Here is a 21,606-nt window from a genome sequence, read left to right on the forward strand (position 1 = left end):
ACAGGGACTCGTCGGCCGCTACCGTCGAAGGGTGAAGGCCATTCGTCGATTCAGCGTGCGCCCGGTGCTTCCGGAGCCCCTGCGACCGCTCCACCGGCTGGCGCGCAATCTGCGCTGGTCCTGGCATCCCGAGACCCGCGAGCTCTTCGAGTCCGTGGACCCCGAGGGATGGCGGGAGTCGGGCGGGGACCCGGTACGGCTGCTGGGCACCGTGCCCGTCTCCCGGTTGGCGGACCTCGCCGAGGACCGCTCCTTTCTGCGGCGTCTTACGGCGGCCGCGGACGATCTGCACGACTATCTGACCGGCCCGCGCTGGTACCAGGGGCGGACCGCCGCGGAGGACCGCGCGGGGCCGGGACCCGGCGAGAGCGTGCCTTCCGATGGGTCCGCGCCCCCAGGCGCATCCGTACCGTCCGTACCCCCAGGCGCATCCGCACCCTCCGGACTGCCCGCCGCGATCGCCTACTTCTCGCCGGAGTTCGGGATCACCGCCGCCCTGCCCCAGTACTCCGGCGGCCTGGGCATCCTCGCCGGTGACCACCTCAAGGCCGCCAGCGACCTCGGCGTGCCCCTGATGGGCGTCGGACTGCTCTACCGTCACGGCTACTTCCGGCAGTCGCTCTCCCGCGAGGGCTGGCAGCAGGAGCACTATCCGGTCCTGGACCCCAACGAACTGCCGCTCACCCCGCTGAGCGGGGCGGACGGCCGGCCCGTGCGGATCCCGCTCACCCTGCCCGGCGGCCGTCCGCTCCACGCCCGCGTCTGGCACGTTCAGGTGGGCAGGGTGCCGCTGCTGCTGCTCGACTCCGACGTGGAGGAGAACGGCCACGGTGAGCGCGATGTCACCGACCGGCTCTACGGCGGCGGCAGTGAGCACCGGCTGCTGCAGGAGATGCTGCTGGGCATCGGCGGCGTCCGCGCCGTGCGCGCGTACTGCAGGCTCACCGGCCACCCCGACCCCGAGGTGTTCCACACCAACGAGGGCCACGCCGGATTCCAGGGCCTGGAGCGCATCCGCGAACTGATCGCCGACGGGGCCGACTTCGGCACCGCCCATGAGGCGGTGCGGGCCGGGACCGTCTTCACCACCCACACCCCCGTCCCCGCCGGCATCGACCGCTTCGACCGCGAGCTGGTCGCCCGCCACTTCGGCGACGATGCCGAGCTGCCGGGGATCGAGGTCGAGCGGGTCCTCGCGCTCGGCATGGAGACCTACCCCGGCGGTGAGCCCAACCTCTTCAACATGGCGGTGATGGGGCTGCGCCTGGCCCAGCGCGCCAACGGGGTGTCCACGCTGCACGGCCGCGTCAGCCGGGAGATGTTCGCCGGGCTCTGGCCCGGGTTCGACCCCGAGGAGGTGCCCATCACCTCCATCACCAACGGGGTGCACGCACCCACCTGGACGGCCCCCGAGGTCACCCGGCTCGGCGCCCGCCAGTTCGGCCATCTGCCCGACGCCGAGCTGTGGGAGCTGCGCCGCACCCTGCGCAAGCGGCTGGTCGCCGAGGCCCGGCAGCGGCTGTACGACTCCTGGCGGCAGCGCGGCGCGGGCACCGCCGAGCTCGGCTGGATCGACGGGGTGCTCGACCCCGACGTCCTCACCGTCGGCTTCGCCCGCCGCGTCCCCTCCTACAAGCGGCTCACCCTGATGCTGCGCGACCCGGAGCGGCTGATGGAGCTGCTGCTCCACCCCGAGCGGCCGATCCAGATCGTCGTCGCGGGCAAGGCCCATCCGGCCGACGACAGCGGCAAGCGCCTGGTCCAGGAACTCGTCCGCTTCGCCGACGACCCCCGGGTCCGCCACCGCCTGGTCTTCCTGCCCGACTACGGCATGGGCATGGCCCAGCAGCTCTACCCCGGCTGCGACGTCTGGCTCAACAACCCGCTGCGCCCGCTGGAGGCATGCGGCACCAGCGGCATGAAGGCCGCCCTGAACGGCTGTCTCAACCTCTCCGTCCTCGACGGCTGGTGGGACGAGTGGTACGACCCGGACTTCGGCTGGGCCATCCCCACCGCCGACGGCGACGCCATCGACGAGACCCGCCGCGACGACCTGGAGGCCACCGCCCTCTACGACCTGCTGGAACGGCGGATCGCCCCGCGCTTCTACGATCGCGGCCCGGATGGCCTCCCCGGCCGCTGGATCGACATGGTCCGCCGCACCCTCACCACCCTCGGCCCCAAGGTCCTCGCCGGCCGCATGGTGCGCGAATACGTCGAGCGGCTCTACGCCCCGGCCGCCCGCTCCCACCGCGCGCTGGACCCGGTGGCGGCCGCCGAACTGGCCACCTGGAAGTCCCGCATCCGCGACGCCTGGCCGGGCGTCGCCGTCGACCACGTCGAGGCCCACCTCACCCCACCCGCCTCCGCCGGCGCCGCCGAACTCGGCTCGACACTCTCCCTGCGGGTCCGGGTGCGCCTGGCCGGACTGGCCCCGGCGGACGTGGAGGTCCAGGCGGTGGCGGGCCGCGTGGACGACACCGACCACATCACCGACGCCACCCACGTCCCCCTCAAACCCACCACAGGCCCCGACGCCGAGGGCCGCCGCCTCTACGAAGGCCCCCTCGCCCTGGACCGTACCGGCCCCTTCGGCTACACGGTCCGCATCCTCCCCACCCACCACCTCCTGGCCTCCACCCCCGAGTTGGGCCTCACCGCACTGCCTTGCGACTCCGTGACCGAGGCGGCGGGAGTCCTGATGCGCTGAGCCTTCGGCGGCTAAACTGACCGTGGACCGTCCGGCACGGGGGAAAGTGTCGCCCCATGTCCGACGTCTCGGGGTGCACGAAAAGAGCCGGCCGCCGCCCGCGTGGCGGCCGGAATTGCCGACGGTCCCGGAGAGCGACGCTCTCCGTCTGCACGTATTGAGATCTTGGACGTCGGCAGGACCTCAGCTGACCACCGTACGAGGTGGTCGGGCTGAGCCTGCCGGGCCATCGGTTCGACCACCCGACTGAGGGGTGTGAGAACTGGTGGACTGGGACACCGTCACCCTGCTCGTGCTGGCCGCATTCGGCCTGGCCGGGCTGATACTCACCATGGCAGCCGAGCTCCTGTCCAAAGTCCCCGCCGTCATCGAGGCGTGGCGCCGGGTCCGGGCCACATGGCGCGGAGGCCAGGATGGCTAGACGGCCACATCGGGGCCGAGCGAGGCCATGGACCTTGCCCCCCCGCGCTCTCCGTTCCTGATGACTCGGTGCGGATGGGGATCTACGGGCGAGTCAGACAGGCCCTCGCACGTGCGATGAGACGGTGCGCTTGGGCTCCGTAGGCGGCGGTCTCGCTCAGCCGTTCCCAGACGCGCTTGTACAGGGCGACATCGTCTGCCGACTCAAGATGGAGCTCGGTGTTGATCGTCTCGACGATCACGCGCTCGTCGTCGAAGATCCAGAAACCGTGCTTGGGCGTGAGTTTGAGAGGTGCACCGAGAGGGACGATGCCGAATGAGACGCTGCTCATTCCGATGAGGCCGACGAGCCGGTCAAGCTGTGCCGCCATCACGTCGTGGGGGCAGATCAGGGCGTGCAATACGCCCTCCCAGATGAGGATGTCAAAGTGCTTGCCCGGCTCGTAGAGAACCTCCTGACGCTTGACGCGTGCACGTACCGCCTCCTCGGTGTCCCGAGGCGTCCGCATCAGCTCGGCGTTCTGTAGCAGCAGGCACCGTGCGTACTCCGGAATCTGGAACAAGCCCGGGATGACGGTGGCCTCATAGCCCTGAACGGTCGACGTTCGGCGGTACTCGACGACGTATTTCTCTTGTACGCCGCGATGGCCAGAGGCGAGCTGGCGCCGCCACGATCGCTGCTGTGATTCGAGGCCGCGGAGGCGCGCCTTCAGGTCCCCGGCTTGAGTCCGAGCGCCAACCGCATCGGCCCATGCTTCGAGGTCTATGACGGTAGCGGTCTGTCTGCCGTTCTCCAGCCTTGAGACCTTCGAACGTTGCCAGCCGAGTCGGGCCGCCAGCTCCTTGCCATTGAGACCGGCCTCGGTGCGCAGCTCACGTAGCCGCGCACCGAGGGCGATACGGCCGGCCTGGAAGTCAGTGCTCACACGGACGACGGTACCTGTGCTTCAAACTCCCTCGTGGGCACGGCGTGGTGCCATGCGGCGTCACGGATCTGACACGCGCGGACCACTGATTCGGCGTCCTCCAGGACGTGCACGCCCAGGGTCGTTCCCTCGCTGTCGATGACGAACTTGATGACGGAGCGGGAATCGAACAGCCAGAAGTCGTAGTCCGGCAAGCCGATACGCTGCGCGTCCGACCGGTAGAGGTTCCGGATGTCCTCTCCGGCCTCGACGTTGCCGAGCCCGGACGCGAGCAGGAACCGTTGCCCCTCTGTGGGGGGCTGGTCCACCAGCCGCACTCGCTCGAAGCGCTTGCCCTGCATGGTCTGTTCGCGGACGTTGACGTGCCAGGGGCTGTCCGGGTTGTAGCCGAGGGTCTCCCCGCACTGGAAGCGCGGCCAGTTGGGGCTGGCGAGGTCGGAGGCGTAACCCCGCTGTGTTTCCAGCCGCCATGCAGTGTGCTTGAAGTCCTCGAAGAAGTGGGAGACATCTTCGAAGGGAACGAGGTCGGGCACGTTTTCTACTCCTTGGGTGCGTAACGAGTCAGCAACTCGCGTGGGATGACGACGAATGCCTCTGACTCCTTGACGTCTCGGAGCTGGGCAAGGTGTTTGGGGTCGGTGAGCAGATCTCCCTGGACGATAAGATCGCCGGTTTCTTCGATTTCGTAGAGCGTTGGGCAGTTGCCGTGCTCGGACGTCGTGCCGAGGAACCTTAACGCCATAGCGTTTCCCCTCCCTTGGGTGGTCGATCAGGTCATCAGAATGTCGTGGATAACGTCGAAGGGACAGGTGATTGCGCGGGATTGCGACGATCATTCACCCGTGCGTGTTGCTCTGCGCTCCCTTGAGAGGAAGCCAATCTCCGGCTCGCGCGAGATCGTCGAGCAACTTCGAGCAATCGCGTTGAGCAGCCATGAGTGCGCTCCATAGCGTCTCCGTCACCCACTCGTGCGGAGAAGTTGGCAGCCATGAGAATCACCGAAGAGGCCATCGACGCCATGCGTTCCGAGCGTCACCGAGCGGCCGGGGAGGACGCGAGAGCCGTCGCTGAACTGCTCCGGAGGGCTCTGGGCCGTCTCGGCTTCACCCCGGACGTGGCCATGCCCCACGGTGAAAAGGGCGACGCCCTTTTTGGCCGGTCCTGCGGGGCGAGGTGACGGTCTCGGGTCACCCCACGGTCGCCCTCGGCCGTATTCCGCTCGACAGTGCGAACCGGCTCGCGGAAATCCTCATGCGTGCCGCCCTGGAGGAACAGACCAAGAAGGCCGCCGTGAGGTGAGGCCTTACTGAAGACCCCCGTCCCGGCTGGACCGGAGCCCTGGCAGGTCGAGCCCAGCGCGGAACGGGTGCATGTGCACGACGGCGCGAGGAGAGTCCCCGCGTCGACAGCACCGAAGGGAATCATCTCCATGCGCTTACGCGGATTCAAGGCCGCCGTCCGACAGGACCCGGAGGACGACGGGCCGACCGAGGGTGGCCAGCAAGGCGGATGTGGTGACGGGGACGGCTGCGGTCGGCAGTAGCCGCGTGATGTAGGCGAGCGGCCCTCACCCCTTGTGGGGGCTGCTCTCACCGAGAGAGCGAGCGCATGCATCACCACGGTTACATCTGGCTGGGGTCCGCACATGAATTGCTCAGGGACGGTCCCCGGCGTCCCTTGCACCCGGAGTTCAGATCCAGCAAAGTCGTTCCCTTGGAATGTGCCCACTGGCTGCTCAAACCGGCCTCCTTCGTCCAGGGGACTTGGAGCGATGCACAGCAGGCAGCCTCGTGGTCCGGTCAGCAAGTGCGCGCTTCCGCAGCGGCGTTCGCGTCGGAGCGTGAACGGGACGCCATCCGGCTCTCAGAGGCGGTTGCCCGCGCCGGCGAACGAGTGGCGAGCGGTGAGGACGTGGTCGGCGGCTGGTATCTCACGGGACAGAGGTTCCTGTCCGTGTGCCTGATCGCGTGCAGTCCGCACCGTCTGCGCCCCGAGATTCCCTGCCCCGTTGGCAATGCTGAAGGGATCAGTCCGGTACCAGGTACTCCCACCGCTTGACGTGGGCACAGCTGTGCAAACCGGCCTTCTTGGCTGCCGCCCCGGCCTCCTCCGCGCTGTCCTTCACGATGTTGGCGGTCATGGCGAGCAGCAGTTCCACGCCGGGTTTGAGGTTCGGAATTGTGCTGTGCATCGTGTACAGCTCTTTCGCGTACGCGTCCAGCTTGCCCAGCCAGGTGTTCAGCGCGGTCCGGTCGGCCGTGGAATCGGGTTGGGGCAGCTCTTTGATTTCCTTCCGCAGGTCCCTGATCAGAGTGTTCCGCTTGCGGATCTTCGTCAGGTCATCCGAGCCGAGCGTCTTGCCGTAGGCCAGGTCCCCGGTGAAACGGTCGGTGATGGTGTCGCACTTCTTGTCGGCACTCTCGACCAGCCCGGGAGGCGACGACGAGCAACCGCCGAGGGCGGCCACGGCGACCAGCGCGGCCGCGCCGATGCCGCTCGCCCACCAGGCGGTTCGGCGTTGGCGATAGGTGCTCTCGTCGTGCATGTCATCCCGCTTCCGCCGTGGGTCATGGGGCCGGGACGCCTCGGCCACCAGCCGGGATGGTCTCGCGCCTGCCTCGGGACCCCTCCCCGGTCCGAGTTGTCCTGTTCGGTGCTGTCCGTCGCCCAACGTGTCTTATAGGCTCGCGGATTGGCTGTCCGCCCGTTTCAGGAGGTGTTGTGCGAGACCAGAAGATGTACTGCTACACCTGTGGAACTGATGAGCTGCACCGGCGTCTCACTGCCAGCGAGAAGGCTTGGGTGAAGAACCAGACGCGCCGGAAGAGCGTCGAGGACGTCTTCATGTGCAAGGCGCCGAACTGCCGCAATCTACGGACCGGTTTCCAGAAGCGTCCCTTCGATCCCATCCTCCGCCTGCCGGACGATCTCTGACGTCGCGTCAGGCAGCGGTGCCGTGCGGCTGGGGGACGAGCTTGCCGCGCGGTGCCGTCGGGCCGTTCGGGCCCCCGCGGCAAGGGTCGTTGAACGCGGGACGAACATTGCATGAGAGGTGGGCCACATCGGCCCCATAAGCGTTCTTGGAGCGTACATTCGCCCCCCTGAAGCCATGGCATGCACGGGGGGAAATCGTGAAGTGGCTGGAACAGCTGACGGCGCCCGAGAATCTGCTGGCGCTTCTCGGCGTGATCGTCACGCTCGGGGGGCTCTCGTACGAGCGGCTGATTCCCGGGCGGAAGCGTATCGGCTATCGCGTGCAGATGGACACGTTGATAGACGACAGTACTCAGGACGGGCCGGTTCATCAGCGGCTGCGGATGCTGGAGAACACCCCGGATCTGGCCGGGGCCTCACTCGTCCTGCTGCGGATCGAGAACGACGGATTCCGCAGCCTTGACGCCGACGACTACATCACCGCACCCGCGACGAACCACCGCGGGCTCACCGCGACCTTTCCCAATCGGATCGTGCGGGATGTGGCGGTCACCGAGCCCAGCCATCCGGATCTGCTGCGCCACCTTCCGCAGCACGGGACCCCTGAGAACCCCGGGCTGGTCTGTGAGGGCAATGAGATCTCGCTGCCCAGGGTGCCGCTGAACAAGGGGGATCACTTCAAGCTGCTGGTGCTGCTGACGGGTGCCGGGACCGACAAGCCGCCGCATGTGGGCGGGCGGATCAAGGAAGGCAGGATCCGGAACAACGAGAAGTTCCGGCGGCCCAGCAACCGGGTGCTCGGGCTGATCGGCAGCCTGCTGGCGCTGCTGATCCTCCAGCCCTTCGGCACACAGCTGTTGCGGGACGATCCGCTGCCGCGCGGATGTGCGGAGGGGAATCTGACGATCGTCGGTTCGACCGCGTTCAAGCCGGTCACCCAGGATGTGGGCGCGGCATATCAGAGCGACTGCCGCGGCGCCCAGGTCACCGTGGAGGCGCAGGGCAGTGGACGCGGTACGAAAACGCTGATCGATGCCGGGGAGGCGGCGAAGGACGGATTCCCGGCGTATCTGGCCTTCTCCGACGGCCCGGACGGAGACGGGAACTCCCGGCTCAAGGAGCATCTGGTGGCGCTGTCCGTCTTCGGCGTGGTGGTGAACAAGGACGTCCGGGTAACGGATCTCTCCCTCGAGGATCTCCGCGGGCTCTACTCCGGCCGGATCACCAACTGGAATCAGCTGCACGGCGGCCCCGATCTGCCGGTGCGGCTGGTGAGCCGGGACGCGAAATCCGGAACGCGCGGGGTGTTCGAGAACCGGGTGCTGGGCGGCAATGAGATCTCCCGGACGTCCGACAACTGCCGGATCCCGAAATTCGCCAGGGACCATGTCATCCGCTGTGAACTCGACAGCACGGGCGAGGTGTTGAAGACGGTGGCGAGCACACCCGGCGCGATCGGATACGCCGAGCTGCATTCCGCCGAGGAGAGCGCCCGCAAGGGGGCCCTCCATCTGGTGGCCCTGGAGGGACGCAAGCCCTCCATCGACGCGGTGCGGGAGCGGACGTACTCCTTCTGGGAGCCGGAGTACGCCTACACCTACACCGCGCCGCCCCCGAACTCCCTGACCTCGAAATTCCTCGACTATCTGGCGGGCGACACCGGGCGCAACCTCGTCGAGAAGCACGGTCATCTGCCCTGCTCCGCCGCGGAGAACCAGCGGGCGTGTCAGCTGGCGGTCGGCGGGCGGTAGGGGGCGCAGGCGGGGTCACCGGTCGGCCGGGCGGGCATGGAGCCCCCGCCCGGCCGACCGGAGGGGCTTACTTCACGTTGACGCCGCCCCAGGCGTTGTCGACCGCCTTGTACTCGGCGCTGCTCGCGCCGTACAGGGCCTTCGCGGCCTTGAGGGTCGCGGTGCGCGCCTTGGCGTAGTTGGTGGTCGAGGTCATGTACGAGGACAGGGCCTTGTACCAGATCTTCTCGGCCTTGGCCCGGCCGATGCCCTTGACGGTGCGGCCGTCCTTGGTCGGGCTGTTGTAGGTCACCCCGCCGATGACCTTACGGCCGCTGCCCTCGGCCAGCAGGTAGAAGAAGTGGTTGGCGATACCGGAGGTGAAGTGCGGGTCGTCGTTGCCCACACCGCTCTTCCAGTAGTCGTAGGACAGGCCGTCCTTGCTGGGCTTGTCCATGTAGCGCAGCGGCGTGCCGTCGCCGTTGATGTCGATCTTCTCGCCGATGAGGTAGTCACCGGGGTCCTTGGCGTTCTTGGCGTAGAACTCCACGGCGGTGCCGAAGATGTCGGAGGTGGCCTCGTTGAGCCCGCCGGACTCGCCGCTGTACTCCAGGTTGGCGGTGGCCGAGGTGAGCCCGTGGCTCATCTCGTGGCCCGCGACGTCGAGCGCGGTGAGGGGCTTCTTGTTGCCCGCGCCGTCGCCGTAGGTCATGCAGAAGCAGTCGTCGTCCCAGAAGGCGTTCTCGTACGCGTCGCCGTAGTGGACGCGGGAGTACGCGGCCTTGCCGTTGCCCTTGATGCCGTTCCGGCCGAGGACGTACTTGTAGTAGTCCCAGGTCATGGCCGCGCCGTAGTGGACGTCCACGGCGGCGGTCTGCGCGATGGTGGGCTTGCCGTTGCCCCAGACGTTGTCGGCGTCGTAGAACGCCGACCCCTTCTTGGTGTCTTCCCACGCGTGCTTGAGGTTGTACGTCTGGTGGCCACCGCGCGGGGCGTCCTTCAGCATCCACTGGCTGCCGCTGCGGACGCTGCCGACGGTGACCTTGCCGTTGTGCTGACCGGTGCCGGTGCCGTTCTCGACGGCCTGGAACTCATACAGCTTCTTGCCGGTGTCGGCGTCGGTGATGACGTGCAGCTTACTGGGCGTACCGTCCTTCTGGACCCCGCTGACGACCGTCTCGTAGGCGAGTGTGGGCTTGCCGGTGGCGGCCCAGATCACCTTGCGCGGTGCGGCCTTGGCACCGGTCTCCTTGTCGCCCGCGGCCTGCGCGGCGCTCAGGGCGGACCGCTGGGCGCCGGAGGGGGCGACGGCGGCGCTGGTGTCGGCGACCTCGATATCGGCGTCGGTCGCCTTGTCGACACCCTGGGAGGCTCCGCTCGCGGACTCATGGGCGATCAGATCGCCGCCGAGGACGGGCAATCCGGCGTAGGTGCGCTCGTAGCGGGTGTGGGTGGTGCCGTCGGCGTCCTTGATGACGTCCTTGACGACCAGCTTCTCCTTGGCCCCGAGCCCCAGCGACTTCGCGGTGGAGACCGCGGTCGCCCCCGCCTCGCGCAGCAGCTCGGCGCGGACGGAGGGGGAGAGCGAGACGGCGGAGGCGTCGGCCCGGGAGGCGGAGGACGCCGAAGAGGCCGAGGGGGCGGCCGCGTTCGCGGAACCGGCGGTGGCGCCGGCGGCGAGCAGGGAGGCGGCCAGGGTCGCCGCTCCGGCGGCGAGGGCGGTGCGCGAGCGTCTGAGACGTGATATGCCGGATATCGCTGACGTCGAACGTGAATCCACGCGTATCTCCAGTTGTGATGGGGAGTTGGGCGAAGGTTCCACCCAACGCGACAAAGATGCCGCTTTGCCGTGGATAAAAACATACCGGTGCCCGGGGCCTGAGGCCCCGGGCACCGGCAAAGTGTCGTGCGACGAACTGGGTTGGTCCTACTTGACGTTGACCCCGGCCCAGGCGGCGTCCACGCCCTTGTACTCGGCGCTGTCGGCACCGAAGAGGTCCGTGGCGGCCTTCAGCGTGGCCTCACGGGCGGCGTGGTAGTCGGTGTTGGAGGTCATGTACGTGGTCAGGGCCTTGTACCAGATCTTCTCGGCCTTGTCCCGCCCGATGCCCTCGACCTTGGAGCCGTCGGAGGTGGGGCTGTCGTACTTCACACCGTTGATCTCCTTCGCGCCGCTGCCCTCGGACAGCAGGTAGAAGAAGTGGTTGGCGACACCGGAGGAGTAGTGCACATCCGTGTCGCCCACGCCGTCGGACCACTCGTCCGCGGACTGCCCGTCCTTGCTGGGCTTGTCCATGTAGCGCAGCGGGGTGCCGTCGCCGTTGATGTCGATCGCCTCGCCGATGAGGTAGTCACCGACGTCGGTGGAGTTCTTGACGTTGAACTCCACCGAGGTGCCGAAGATGTCGGAGGTGGCCTCGTTGAGGCCGCCCGACTCGCCGCTGTACTCCAGGCCCGCGGTCTTGGAGGTGACGCCGTGGCTCATCTCGTGACCCGCCACGTCGAGCGCGGTCAGCGGCGCCTTGTTGCCCTCGCCGTCGCCGTAGGTCATGCAGAAGCAGCTGTCGTCCCAGAAGGCGTTGACGTAGTTGTCGCCGTAGTGCACGCGGGAGTAGGCGCCCTTGCCGTCGCCGGCGATGCCGTCGCGGCCGTGCACGTTCTTGTAGTAGTCCCAGGTGGCGGCGGCGCCGTAGTGGGCGTCGACGGCGGCGGTCTGGGGGTCGTCCGGCTTGCCGGTGCCCCAGTTGTCGTCGTCGTCGGTGAACGCCTTGCCCTCGCCCTCCTCGCCGTTCTCCAGGTTGGTGGTCTTGTGGCCGCCGCGGTCGGCGTCGGTCAGGGTGTAACCGCTGCCTTCCTTGCTGGTGCCGAGCTCGACCGAGCCGCTGTACTCGCTCTCGCCCTTGCCGGTCTCGATGCCCTGGTACTCGTAGAGCTTCTTGCCGGTGGCGGCGTCGGTGATGACGTGCAGCTGGTTCGGGGTGCCGTCCTTCTGCACCCCGCCGACGACGGTCTCGTAGGCCAGCACGGGCTTGCCGGTGGCGGCCCAGATCACCTTGCGCGGAGCCTGGTCGGCCGCCGCCTGGGTGGTGTCGTCGGCCTTGGCCAGCTTGACGGCGGCCTTGGCCGCGGTGCTCGGGGCGATCCCGGCCGCGGTCGAGGCGACCTTGACGGTGGCCTTGGTGGCCTTGGTGACGCTCTTGACGTCACCGCCCTTGGCCTGGTGGACGATCAGGTCGCCGCCGAGGACGGGCAGACCGTCGTAGGTGCGGTCGTAGCGGGTGTGGGTGGTGCCGTCGGCGTCCTTGATGACGTCCTTGACGACCAGCTTCTCCTTGGCGCCGAGGCCGAGCGACGAGGCGGTGTCCGCCTTGGTCGCGTTGGCCTCGCGGAGCAGCTCGGCGCGGGCCGAGGCGGTGAGCGCCGTGGGCTGGCCACCGGACTTGGCCGGTGCGGCACCCGCGGTGCCGGTGGTCATTCCCGAGGCGAGCAGGGCCGCCGCGGCGACCACGGTACCGGCCGCGATCACCGAACGCCGCTTGCCGGCACCGGATATGGGCATGCTGAAGGTCTTGCGCACGCGATCTCCTCGTTGCTGTGGGGGGTCAGCGCCGGGCTGCGGGGAAGTGCGGCCCGGTGCTGAACAAGAGGTACTGATGCGTAATGCGTTGGGCAGACTGTCACACAAGTCCGGGACATGTCACGGGTTTCACGACAGGTCGAAGGGAAAATGTTCGTTGAATGCTGATCAACCTTCGGAATCCGGACAGCTCGACTTCAGTGTTTGAAACTAAAAGAGGCGCCGCCAGGGGGAGTCGGGTCGACCCCTGGCGGCGCCTGTCCTGAGGGAGCCTCACGGCTCGGTCAGAAGGTCAGCTTCCAGCTGTTGATGTAGCCGGTGTCCTGCGCGTACATGTCCTGGACCCGCAGCTTCCAGGTGCCGACCGCGGTCTCCGAGGACGCGTTCACGGTGTACGTGGTCCGCACGTCGTCCGCCGAGTCGAAGAGGCTGGCGCTCTTCAGCGGGTAGGCCGTACCGTCCGGGGCGATCAGGTCGATCGCCAGGTCGCCGCGGTAGCTGTGCACGATGTCCACGCCCACCTGGAGGTTGGACGGCGCGTTGCCGGCCCGGCTCACCGCGATCGGCGAGGTGATCGGCGCACCCGCGTCCGGGATGGCGATGTCCGCGGTGTTCTCGAAGACATTGCCGCCACTGGTGTTCACGGTCCAGGTGAAGGCCGCCGTGCCGGTCTTGCCGGCCGAGTCGGTCACCGTGACCGTCACCTGGCTCGACCCGACGGTGGTCGGGGTCCCGGAGATCAGGCCGGTCGAGGAGTTGATCGACAGGCCCGCGGGCAGTCCATTGGCCGCGTAGGAGAGCGCGCCCGGGTTGGAGCTGGTCGCGGTGATCTGCAGGCTGGTGGCCTGGTTGACGATGCTGGTCTGGGCGCCGGGCGGGGTGACGGTGACACCGTCGGCGATCCGGGTGCCGACGTTGACCCCGGCCCAGGCGCCCGCCACCGCGTTGTACTGCGCGCTGCCCTGGCCGAAGAGCTCGCCCGCCGCCCACAGCGTGGCGTCACGGGCGCCCGCGTAGTTGGTGTTGGAGGTCATCCGCTGGCTCAGGGCCTTGAACCAGATCTTCTCCGCGTTGCCCCGTCCGATGCCGGCGACCGGGAGGTTGTCGTAGGTCGGGCTGTCGTAGCTGACGCCGTTGATGACCTTGGTGCCGCTGCCCTCGGAGAGCAGGTAGAAGAAGTGGTTGGCGATGCCGGACGAGTAGTGGACGTCCACATTGCCGACACCGGAGTACCAGCTGTCCTTGGAGGCCCCGTCCTTGCTGGGCTTGTCCATGTAGCGCAGCGGGGTGCCGTTGCCGTTGATGTCGATCTTCTCGCCGACGAGGTAGTCCCCGGGGTCGCTCGCGTTGTTCGCGTAGAACTCGACGGCGGCGGCGAAGATGTCGGAGGTGCCCTCGTTGAGCCCGCCGGACTCACCGCTGTAGGTGAGGTTGGCGGTGGCCGCGGTGACCCCGTGGCTCATCTCGTGGGCGGCGACATCGATGGAGGTCAGCGGCTTGGCATTGCCCGAGCCGTCGCCGTACGTCATGCAGAAGCAGGCGTCCTGCCAGAAGGCGTTGACATAGCCGCTGCTGTAGTGGACCCGGGAGTACGCCCCGACGCCGTCGCCCCTGATGCCGGTGCGGCCGTGGACGTTCTTGTAGTAGTCCCAGGTCTCGGCGGCGCCGTAGTGCGCGTCCACGCCGGCGGTCGCGGCGTCGGAGGTGGTGCCGCTGCCCCAGACGTCGTCGGCGTCGGTGAAGAGCGTGCCGGTGCCCGAGGTGCCGCGGTTGAGGTTGTACGTCTTGTGGTTGCCGCGACCGGAGTCGGTGAGGTTGTACGAGCCCGCGCTGCCCGAGGTGCCGAGGGTCACCTGGCCGCTGTACTGGCTGTTCCCGGTGCCCTTCTTGACACCCTGGAACTCGAACAGCTTCGTGCCGGTGGCCGCGTCGGTGATGACGTGCAGCTCGTTCGGGGCGCCGTCCTCCTGGAGGCCGCCGACGACCGTCTCATAGGCGAGGGTCGGGGTGCCCTTCGCGGCCCAGATCACCTTGCGGGGCGCCCGCTGGGCCTCGGTCTTCCGCGAACCCTGCGCGTTCGCCGCCTTCACGGCGGCCTTCTCGGCGGTGGCGGGCGCGACGGCGGCGGTGGTGGTCGGCACGGTCAGCCGGGCCTTGGTCGCCTTGGCGACGGTCAGCCGCGCACCGCTCTTCGCCCGGTCGACGACCAGATCGCCGCCGAGGACGGGCAGTCCGGCGTAGGTGCGCTCGTAGCGGGTGTGGGTGGTGCCGTCGGCGTCCTTGATGACGTCCTTGACGACCAGCTTCTCCTTGGCGCCGAGCCCGAGCCCCTTGGCGGCCGTGCCCTTGGCGGCGTCGGCCTTCCGGATCAGCTCGGCGCGCTGGGCGGGGGAGAGCTTGACGGGGAGGGCGCCGGGGTCGGGGGCGCCGGATATCGTGCGGGCGGCGGGGCGGTCCGCGGCGCCGTCCTGGCGGGCGGCGGCGGTGCCGCTCTGGAAGCCGACGCCGATCATCGCCGCCGCGACGACCAGCGCGCCGGTCGCCACTCCTCGCTGACCTGGGGTGCGACCGGATCTGCGGGTGCTGGGTCTGAGGTGCCGTTGGGGGAGGGATCTCACGCTGACTCCTTCTGCGCTGGCCGCACGGTGGCACGGCCGGGACGACCGGGCGGCTGGGTCGCCGTCCGGGCAGGGCAGGGCAGAGCGGGGCAGAGCGGGTTTACCGTCCCCTGGCGTTACCGGGTGCGCCCTGCCGCAGACGAACGACGGGGCGCGGCCGCGGTGCGACCGGGGGCTGGGGGTACGGCGGGAGAGCGGCGTCACGCTGTGGGAATGTGCTGCGCCCCCGGCCGAGGGAAGAGTGGCACCACTGGACTTGACCTGTCAGGATCGCGACAAGAACTTGTCCGGAAAGCGTCCGTTGACAGCTATGCCGTGTTCGTATGACGGTGATTTACGGTCAAATTCGGCAATGCCCGATGTCGGTGGCGTTCCGTAGCATCGCCCCCATGTCCGGCCCCGTGAACCCGATCGACGAGCCTCCGCATGCGCTGACCGGGCCTCACCACATGCTCTGCGCCTATCTCGACTACTTCCGCTCCCTCGTGCCCAACAAGCTCGATGGCCTCTCGGAGCACGAGCTGCGCACCAGCCGACTGCCGTCCGGCTGGACCCCGTTGGAACTGCTCCACCATCTGACCCATGTCGAACGGCGCTGGCTGCGCTGGGGATTCCTGGGCGAGGCGGTGGACGACCCCTGGGGCGACCGCGGCCCCGAGGACCGATGGCATGTCCCCGAGGGCGTGAAGTCCGCCGAGGTGCGGGCGCGGTACGAGGAGCAGTGCGCCTGGTCGCGGGCGACCGTCGCGGGCGTACCGCTGGAGCGGCGGGCGGCCACCGGCGGGCGGTTCGCCACCGAGGCCGAGGCCCCGACGCTCGGCTGGATCCTCTTCCACCTGCTCCAGGAGTACGCCCGCCACGCCGGACAGCTCGATGTCGTACGGGAGTTGGCCGACGGCTCGGTCGGTGAGTGAGACGCCCGGCCCCGCGGTCAGGAGGAGTGCGCGGCGGAGTCGAAGCGCGACTCCTCCCGCAGCAGCGCGCTCAGATCGGCACCGGGGCGCAGCTCCGCCGGGTCCTCATCCCTGCGGAAGAGGATCGCCCCGGCGTCGATGCCGCCCAGCGTCAGCCGGTCCGCGTCCCGGCGCAGCCAGGTGCCCTCGCGCAGCCCGACCACGGGGACGTCGTTCTCCTCCAGGAACTGCTCGAGCCGCAGGGCCCGACTCTCGCCCATATGGGCGGTGTCCGGCTCGGCGTCGAGGTAGTGCGGGTTGATCTGGAACGGCAGCAGCCCCAGCGCCTCGAAGGTGGGCGGCTGGACGATGGGCATGTCATTGGAGGTGCGCAGGGTCGGGCAGGCCATGTTGGTGCCCGCGCTGGAGCCCATGTAGACCGCGCCCGCGGTTACCCGTTCCCGTATCGCCCGGACCAGATCGCGCTCGTGCAACGCCTTGAGCAGCCGGAAGCTGTTGCCGCCGCCGACGAACACCGCCTGCGCCCCGCGCACCAGCCCGGCCGGGTCGTCGGCGGTGTGCGCACCGGTGACCTCCACGCCCAGCGGCTCCAGGGCCGTGGCCACCTTGGCGGTGTAGCCGTCGTGGTCGGCCAGCGCGTACGGCACGAAGACGAGCCGGCGCGCGCCGTCCAGTGCCGAGGCGATCTCCTCGAGTGCGTGGTCCAGGTAGCCGCGGCCGGGCGCGGCGGAGTTCGACAGCAGCAGCAACTGCATGAGGGGGCCTTTCTGGCGGAACGGCGGAACGGCGGAACGGCGGAACAGTGGAACGGCGGTACGGAGGGCCGGGGCGGTGAGGGGAAGTGGGGGATTTGGGGCGAATTGTCGGAGTGGGCGGTACGCCGCGCGGAGGGGCGCCGCTCGGCGCCGCTAGCGTCGCGGAGCGCGTCGCGGCCGGGTCGGCGTCAGCAGCCTGCCCAGATCGGCGGCGCCCTGCAGCAGCGGCGCGATGAGCTGCTCCCGGCGGGGGCGCAGCACCTCGGGCGCGGCGGCCAGAGTCAGGGTGCCCACCGGACGTCTGCCCACCAGAACCGGCGCCGCGAGCGCCGCGCTGTCCGGATCGTACTCGCCCTCGGAGTAGGCGTAGCCGTCGCGCCGCACCTGGGAGAAGCGCTCTTCGAGCCGCACCGGATCGGTCGGTGTGTGCTCGCTGAAGCGCGCCATCGGGCGGCCGTACAGCAGCACGGCCCGGTCACCGGGCGGGAGCATACCGAAGTAGGCGCGGGAGGTGGCGCCGGCGTGTGCCGGGTACAGCTCGCCCGCCAGCACGTAGTAGCGCAGCGGGCCGGTGGCCCCGTCCACCGCCGCGACGCAGCGCATGTGCACCCCGTCCGGGACCGCGAACAGTGTGTTCACCCCGACCGCCTCGGCCAGCGCCTCCAGGATCGGCCGGGCCAGGCTGGCCATGCCGCCGCCCCGCTCCCACACCCAGGACAGATGCCACACCGCCGGGCCCAGCCGATAGCGGCGTGAGCGCTTGTCGGAGACCAGGAAGCCCCGGTAGGCCAGCGCGGCCAGCAGCCGCTGGGCCACCGACTTGTCCAGCCCGAACTCCTCGGCGATCTCGGTGACGCCCCACTCGGGGCGCTCGCGGTCGAAGGCGAGCAGCACGTTCAGCACGCGGTCCGCGGTCTGGAGGGGCGGGGCGCCGGTTACGGGCTTCTGTTCAGGCATGACGAAAGAGTAAACATTCTCGGATATCGAGAAAACATTGCGCACAGCGCGACGCCGGGCGGACCCTGGCGGAGCCGACGGCCGGGCGGATCCCCGGCCAGGCCGGTGCCCGGTGGCAGTGCCCGCCCCGCGCGCCGCTTCCCCCGCTCGTCCGGTCGGGCCACCGACGTCACCGATCGCCTCACCGAGGCATGACCGATCGCCTCACCGACGGCATCGCCGACGGCCTTACCGACCGCATCTGCCGATCACATCGCCGACGGCGTCCGTGACCGCCTTACCGACCGCATCTCCCACCACATCACCAACCGCATCACCCCGCCGTGAGAGGCCAGCCGTGCTCAAACACGTCCTTGACATCATCGAACTCCTCGACCGGCCGCAGACCAGCGGCGCCCTCCTCGCCGACCATCTGCGCGCGGTCCAGGCCGCGGCCGGAGCCGACCCGCAGACGGCGCCCCAGGTCGAGGTGCGCACCGTCGAGGGCGACAAGGGCAGCACGGACTTCGTCTCCGTCACCGTCCCCGGCCGCCGCGGCAAGCTGGGCGGCGGCGACGCCCCGACCCTGGGCATCCTCGGCCGGCTCGGCGGAGTCGGGGCCCGCCCGGAGCGGATCGGGCTGGTCTCGGACGCCGACGGGGCGGTGGCGGCGCTGTCCGCCGCGGCCAAGCTGCTGGACATGCACGCCCGCGGCGACGTCCTGGACGGCGATGTCACGCTCTCCACCCACGTCTCCGGCTGGGCCCCCACCCAGCCACACGACCCCGTGCCCTTCATGGACTCCCCGGTGGACACGCTGACGTGCAACCGCGAGGAGATCTCGCCCGCGATGGACGCGGTCGTCTCCATCGACACCACCAAGGGCAACCGGCTGCTCAACCACCGCGGCGTCGCCCTGTCGCCGACGGTCTGCCAGGGCTGGATCCTGCGGGTCAGCGAGGATCTGGTGGCCGTCCTGGAGAGCGTGACCGGCGAGTCGGCGCGCATCCTGCCGATCACCACGCAGGACATCACCCCGTACGGCAACGGAGTGCACCACCTCAACTCCATCCTCCAGCCCGCCGTCGCCACCACCGCCCCCGTCGTCGGCCTCGCGATCACGGCGGGCTCGGCGGTGGCCGGATGCGCCACCGGCGCCAGCCACGAGACCGACATCGCGGTCGCGGCCCGGTTCGCGGTCGAGACCGCGAAGGAGTTCGGACGCGGCGTCGCCCGCTTCCTGGACCCCGAGGAGTTCGCGCGCCTGGTCGAGCTGTACGGACCCATGACCCACCTCCAGGCCCTCACCCCGGCGGGGTGACCGACCCGTCCCCAGCGGTCGGGTGACCGACCCGTCCCCACCGGACCCCGCAGGAGTCCCCATGAACCCGAACCCCCAGGCCGGCGCCGACGCCGCGGCCGCGGACGCCCCACCGCGATCGCACCCGAGAGCCTTCGAGCCGGTCACCCTCGTCCTCACCATCGTGCTGTCGGTCCTCGGCGCCCTGATCGGCATCGTGCTGATCACCTCGCTCGGGGTGTCGCCCAACACGGCCGTGATCGGCGCCCTGGTGGCGATGCTCATCGGCCGTATCCCGGTCGGCGTGCTGACCCGGATGCGCTCCAAGCACCGGCAGAACCTGGTGCAGTCGGCGATCTCCGGCTCCACCTTCGCCGCGGCCAACTCGCTGCTCACCCCGATCGCGGTGCCGTTCGCGCTGGGGCGTAACGACCTGGTGTGGCCCATGCTCGGCGGGGCCGTCATCGGCCTGGCCGTCGACAGCTGGGTGCTGTACCGGGTGTTCGACTCCAAGCTGCTGCCCGCCACCGGGTCGTGGCCGGCCGGGATCGCGGCGGCCGAGACGATCAAGGCCGGGGACACCGGTGGGCGCAAGGCCGCGATCCTGGGCGCGGGCGCGGTGATCGGCTTCGTCGGCGCGCTGTTCAAGCTGCCGACCAGCGCCGCGGGTGTGGGGTTCCTGGGCAACATCTGGGCGCTCGCCATGTTCGGCGTCGGGTTGACCGTGGGGCAGTACGCCCCCGAGTTCGGCTTCGACCTGGGCGCGCGCCATGTGCCGCACGGGCTGATGATCGGCGCGGGGCTCGTCGCCCTGGCGCAGGCGCTGCTGCTGATGCGGACACGGAAGGGCGGGGCGAAGGCGGCCGCCGACGGTCCGGTCTCCGACGGCTCGGCCGTCGACGGTCCGGATGCCGACGGCGGTCTTACGGTCCAGGCCCCCCAGCTGCGCAGGGGACTGCTGGAGGGCATGGGCCTCTTCGTCTGCGGCGCGATCGTGGTCGCGATCGCGGGCGGTGTGGTGGGCGGGCTCTCCCTGCCCGCCCTGGTCGGCTGGGTGCTGCTGGCCGGTGTCGCCGCCATCGTCCACCAGCTGATCGTGGGGCTGGCGGCGATGCACTCCGGCTGGTTCCCGGCCTTCGCCGTCACCCTGATCTTCTTGATCATCGGTCTGGTGCTGCACATCCCGACCGTGCCGCTCGCCCTGCTGGTCGGCTATACGGCCTCCACCGGCCCCGCCTTCGCCGACCTCGGCTACGACTTCAAGGCGGGCTGGCTGCTGCGCCGGGACGCCGCACCCTGGCGCCCCTTCGAGATCGAGGGGCGGCGCCAGCAGTACCTCGCCCAGCTCGTCGGCTTCGGCGTCGCGCTGGTCGTCGTCGCCGTCGCCTGGAAGACCTTCTTCTCCGACGGCAAGGTGCCGCCGGTCGCCGAGGTCTACGTCACCACCATCAAGACCGGCCTCGAACCCGGCACCATGACCACCATGCTGCTGTGGGCGATCCCCGGCGCGCTCGTCCAGCTCCTCGGCGGACCCTCCCGGCAGATGGGCGTCCTGCTGGCCACCGGACTTCTGGTGGCCACGCCCCAGGCCGGCTGGATGGTCCTCGGCGCCCTGGTCGTCCGTCAGCTCTACACCCTGTGGCGGCGGCGCGGGATCGCCGACGCGGAGGCGCGCAAGGAGTCCGACGAGCAGGCCGAGAACGACCTGTCGCTGGTCGGCGCCGGACTCGTCGCCGGTAGCTCCCTCAACGACGTGGGCCAGCTCACCAAGGCCCTGTGAGGAAGGCCCTGAGGAAGGTGCGTGAGGAAGGCCCAAGGAGAAAGGCCCAGTGAGAAAGGCTCAGTGAGAAAGGACGTACACGCTGTGGACACCAGGGAGACCAGGGAGACCGTGGAGACCGTGGGCCCCGAACACCCGGCGGGCGCCCCGGCCCTCGGCCTCGTCACCATCGGCCAGGCCCCGCGCGCCGACCTCCGCCCGGACGCCGAACCGCTGCTGCCCGGGGTGCGCCTGGTCGAGCACGGCGCACTCGACGCCGAACGGTTCGACGGCGACGCCGAGGCGGCGACCCGCCGGCTGCTGGCCCCCGAGGACGGCGAGGCGCCGCTGATCTCCCGGCTGCGCGACGGCCGTTCGGTACTGCTCGGGCACGGGGCGATCGTCCCGCGCATCACGGACGCGGTCGCCCGCGCGGAGCGGGACGGCGCCGCCGCGACCCTGCTGCTGTGCACCGGCCGCTTTCCCGCGGTGCGGGCCCGGCAGCCGCTGCTGTTCGCCGAACCGCTGGTGCAGCAGGCCGTCGCCGCGACCGTGGGCACCGACCCCGTGGGCATCGTCTGCCCGCACCCCGCCCAGGCCGAGGATGTCTCCCGCCGCTGGGCGGAGCTGCTGCCCGGCCGGGTCCAGGCCGCGACCGCCGATCCGTACGGCCCCGCCGAGCGCGTCCTGGACGACATCGCCGCCGCCACGCGCACCCTCGCCGACCGCGGCAGCTCCTGGCTCGTTCTGGACTGCATCGGCTACACGGAACAGATGCGCACCGCCGCCGTGCGGGCCGCGGGCCGCCCCGTGCTGCTGGCCCGTGCCATCGCCGTCCGCATGGCGGCAGAGGTGGTGGCGGCCTCGGCGTGACGAGCGCCGGGCCGCCGCCGCACACCCGGCCGCACGCCGTCGGCCCCATACCGCCTCGGGGCACCGGCGGCCCCGTAAGGCTTCCGCGTAGCCTGCCGCCCCGTAACGCTTCCGGGCACCCGCGCCCCGTAAGGCTTCCGCGCACTCAGCCGCC

17 protein-coding genes are annotated in these 21,606 nt (G+C 69.8%); 8 read left to right on the plus strand and 9 right to left on the minus strand.

Annotation, left to right across the window (positions count from 1 at the left end):
• The first annotated feature begins 31 nt into the window (after positions 1 to 31).
• The gene (glgP, locus tag BLV72_RS24125) at positions 32 to 2,710 is read left to right on the plus strand and encodes an alpha-glucan family phosphorylase (protein WP_093464784.1); all 2,679 of its coding nucleotides are present in this window, start codon (positions 32 to 34) and stop codon (positions 2,708 to 2,710) included.
• A 265-nt stretch (positions 2,711 to 2,975) separates the two neighbouring features.
• Positions 2,976 to 3,131 carry a hypothetical protein gene (locus BLV72_RS48040; RefSeq protein WP_167746394.1) on the plus strand — a complete coding sequence of 52 codons (156 nt, stop codon included), beginning with the start codon at positions 2,976 to 2,978 and terminating at the stop codon, positions 3,129 to 3,131.
• 82 nt (positions 3,132 to 3,213) lie between these two features.
• Here BLV72_RS48040 and BLV72_RS24130 read toward each other — a convergent pair whose 3' ends face one another.
• From BLV72_RS24130 to BLV72_RS24155, 4 genes are all read right to left on the minus strand, one after another.
• Positions 3,214 to 4,056 carry a helix-turn-helix domain-containing protein gene (locus tag BLV72_RS24130; RefSeq protein ID WP_093464786.1) on the minus strand — a complete coding sequence of 281 codons (843 nt, stop codon included), beginning with the start codon at positions 4,054 to 4,056 and terminating at the stop codon, positions 3,214 to 3,216.
• Positions 4,053 to 4,589 (minus strand): DUF6879 family protein, encoded by a 537-nt coding sequence (locus tag BLV72_RS24135; protein WP_093464787.1) that lies wholly within the window; start codon positions 4,587 to 4,589, stop codon positions 4,053 to 4,055. The genes BLV72_RS24130 and BLV72_RS24135 overlap by 4 nt, the downstream gene beginning before the upstream one ends.
• A 5-nt stretch (positions 4,590 to 4,594) precedes the next feature.
• Positions 4,595 to 4,798: a hypothetical protein gene (locus BLV72_RS24140; RefSeq protein ID WP_093464789.1), complete on the minus strand. Its 204-nt coding sequence runs from the start codon at positions 4,796 to 4,798 to the stop codon at positions 4,595 to 4,597.
• A 1,284-nt stretch (positions 4,799 to 6,082) separates the two neighbouring features.
• Positions 6,083 to 6,601 (minus strand): hypothetical protein, encoded by a 519-nt coding sequence (locus BLV72_RS24155; protein WP_093464793.1) that lies wholly within the window; start codon positions 6,599 to 6,601, stop codon positions 6,083 to 6,085.
• Between the two features lie 176 nt (positions 6,602 to 6,777).
• On the opposite strand from BLV72_RS24155, the gene BLV72_RS24160 reads away from it, so the two are divergent.
• Both BLV72_RS24160 and BLV72_RS24165 read left to right on the plus strand, forming a co-directional pair.
• Positions 6,778 to 6,990 (plus strand): hypothetical protein, encoded by a 213-nt coding sequence (locus BLV72_RS24160; protein ID WP_093464795.1) that lies wholly within the window; start codon positions 6,778 to 6,780, stop codon positions 6,988 to 6,990.
• A 197-nt stretch (positions 6,991 to 7,187) separates the two neighbouring features.
• Positions 7,188 to 8,741 (plus strand): phosphate ABC transporter substrate-binding protein, encoded by a 1,554-nt coding sequence (locus tag BLV72_RS24165; RefSeq protein ID WP_093464796.1) that lies wholly within the window; start codon positions 7,188 to 7,190, stop codon positions 8,739 to 8,741.
• Between the two features lie 67 nt (positions 8,742 to 8,808).
• Here BLV72_RS24165 and BLV72_RS24170 read toward each other — a convergent pair whose 3' ends face one another.
• From BLV72_RS24170 to BLV72_RS24180, 3 genes are all read right to left on the minus strand, one after another.
• Positions 8,809 to 10,500, minus strand: coding sequence for a M4 family metallopeptidase (locus BLV72_RS24170; protein ID WP_093464798.1), 1,692 nt, complete (start codon positions 10,498 to 10,500; stop codon positions 8,809 to 8,811).
• 147 nt (positions 10,501 to 10,647) lie between these two features.
• The gene (locus BLV72_RS24175; RefSeq protein WP_167746611.1) at positions 10,648 to 12,279 is read right to left on the minus strand and encodes a M4 family metallopeptidase; all 1,632 of its coding nucleotides are present in this window, start codon (positions 12,277 to 12,279) and stop codon (positions 10,648 to 10,650) included.
• Between the two features lie 302 nt (positions 12,280 to 12,581).
• Positions 12,582 to 14,810, minus strand: a complete 2,229-nt coding sequence (locus BLV72_RS24180; protein ID WP_093470515.1) for a M4 family metallopeptidase — start codon at positions 14,808 to 14,810, stop codon at positions 12,582 to 12,584.
• A gap of 494 nt (positions 14,811 to 15,304) precedes the next feature.
• Here BLV72_RS24180 and BLV72_RS24185 point away from each other — a divergent pair, with 494 nt between their 5' ends.
• Positions 15,305 to 15,829, plus strand: coding sequence for a DinB family protein (locus tag BLV72_RS24185; RefSeq protein WP_167746395.1), 525 nt, complete (start codon positions 15,305 to 15,307; stop codon positions 15,827 to 15,829).
• 17 nt (positions 15,830 to 15,846) lie between these two features.
• Here the strand turns inward: BLV72_RS24185 and pepE are convergent, their stop codons facing one another.
• Together pepE and BLV72_RS24195 are read right to left on the minus strand one after the other, a co-directional pair.
• On the minus strand, positions 15,847 to 16,584 hold the full coding sequence (gene pepE / locus BLV72_RS24190) for a dipeptidase PepE (RefSeq protein ID WP_093464802.1): 738 nt from the start codon (positions 16,582 to 16,584) through the stop codon (positions 15,847 to 15,849).
• Positions 16,585 to 16,737: 153 nt separating this feature from the next.
• Positions 16,738 to 17,541 (minus strand): IclR family transcriptional regulator, encoded by an 804-nt coding sequence (locus tag BLV72_RS24195; RefSeq protein ID WP_093464804.1) that lies wholly within the window; start codon positions 17,539 to 17,541, stop codon positions 16,738 to 16,740.
• A 337-nt stretch (positions 17,542 to 17,878) separates the two neighbouring features.
• Here BLV72_RS24195 and BLV72_RS24200 point away from each other — a divergent pair, with 337 nt between their 5' ends.
• The 3 genes from BLV72_RS24200 to BLV72_RS24210 all read left to right on the plus strand — a co-directional run bounded on the left by BLV72_RS24200 (position 17,879) and on the right by BLV72_RS24210 (position 21,452).
• Positions 17,879 to 18,841 carry a DUF1177 domain-containing protein gene (locus tag BLV72_RS24200; RefSeq protein ID WP_093464805.1) on the plus strand — a complete coding sequence of 321 codons (963 nt, stop codon included), beginning with the start codon at positions 17,879 to 17,881 and terminating at the stop codon, positions 18,839 to 18,841.
• A gap of 61 nt (positions 18,842 to 18,902) precedes the next feature.
• Entirely contained in the window at positions 18,903 to 20,600 is a 1,698-nt protein-coding gene (locus tag BLV72_RS24205) for an OPT/YSL family transporter (RefSeq protein ID WP_093464807.1), read from the plus strand.
• A gap of 84 nt (positions 20,601 to 20,684) precedes the next feature.
• Entirely contained in the window at positions 20,685 to 21,452 is a 768-nt protein-coding gene (locus BLV72_RS24210) for an AroM family protein (RefSeq protein ID WP_093464808.1), read from the plus strand.
• Positions 21,453 to 21,606: the final 154 nt, after the last annotated feature.

It is taken from the genome of Streptomyces melanosporofaciens (genome assembly GCF_900105695.1).
Classification (GTDB): Bacteria; Actinomycetota; Actinomycetes; order Streptomycetales; family Streptomycetaceae; genus Streptomyces; species Streptomyces antimycoticus.

Coding starts and splice junctions, on each gene's coding strand:
- BLV72_RS24195 (WP_093464804.1), bottom strand. CDS start 17,541: ATGCCTGAACAGAAGCCCGTAACCGGCGCCCCGCCCCTCCAGACCGCG.
- BLV72_RS24155 (WP_093464793.1), bottom strand. CDS start 6,601: ATGCACGACGAGAGCACCTATCGCCAACGCCGAACCGCCTGGTGGGCG.
- BLV72_RS24140 (WP_093464789.1), bottom strand. CDS start 4,798: ATGGCGTTAAGGTTCCTCGGCACGACGTCCGAGCACGGCAACTGCCCA.
- BLV72_RS24185 (WP_167746395.1), top strand. CDS start 15,305: ATGTCCGGCCCCGTGAACCCGATCGACGAGCCTCCGCATGCGCTGACC.
- pepE (WP_093464802.1), bottom strand. CDS start 16,584: ATGCAGTTGCTGCTGCTGTCGAACTCCGCCGCGCCCGGCCGCGGCTAC.
- BLV72_RS24175 (WP_167746611.1), bottom strand. CDS start 12,279: ATGCCCATATCCGGTGCCGGCAAGCGGCGTTCGGTGATCGCGGCCGGT.
- BLV72_RS24205 (WP_093464807.1), top strand. CDS start 18,903: ATGAACCCGAACCCCCAGGCCGGCGCCGACGCCGCGGCCGCGGACGCC.
- BLV72_RS24180 (WP_093470515.1), bottom strand. CDS start 14,810: ATGATCGGCGTCGGCTTCCAGAGCGGCACCGCCGCCGCCCGCCAGGAC.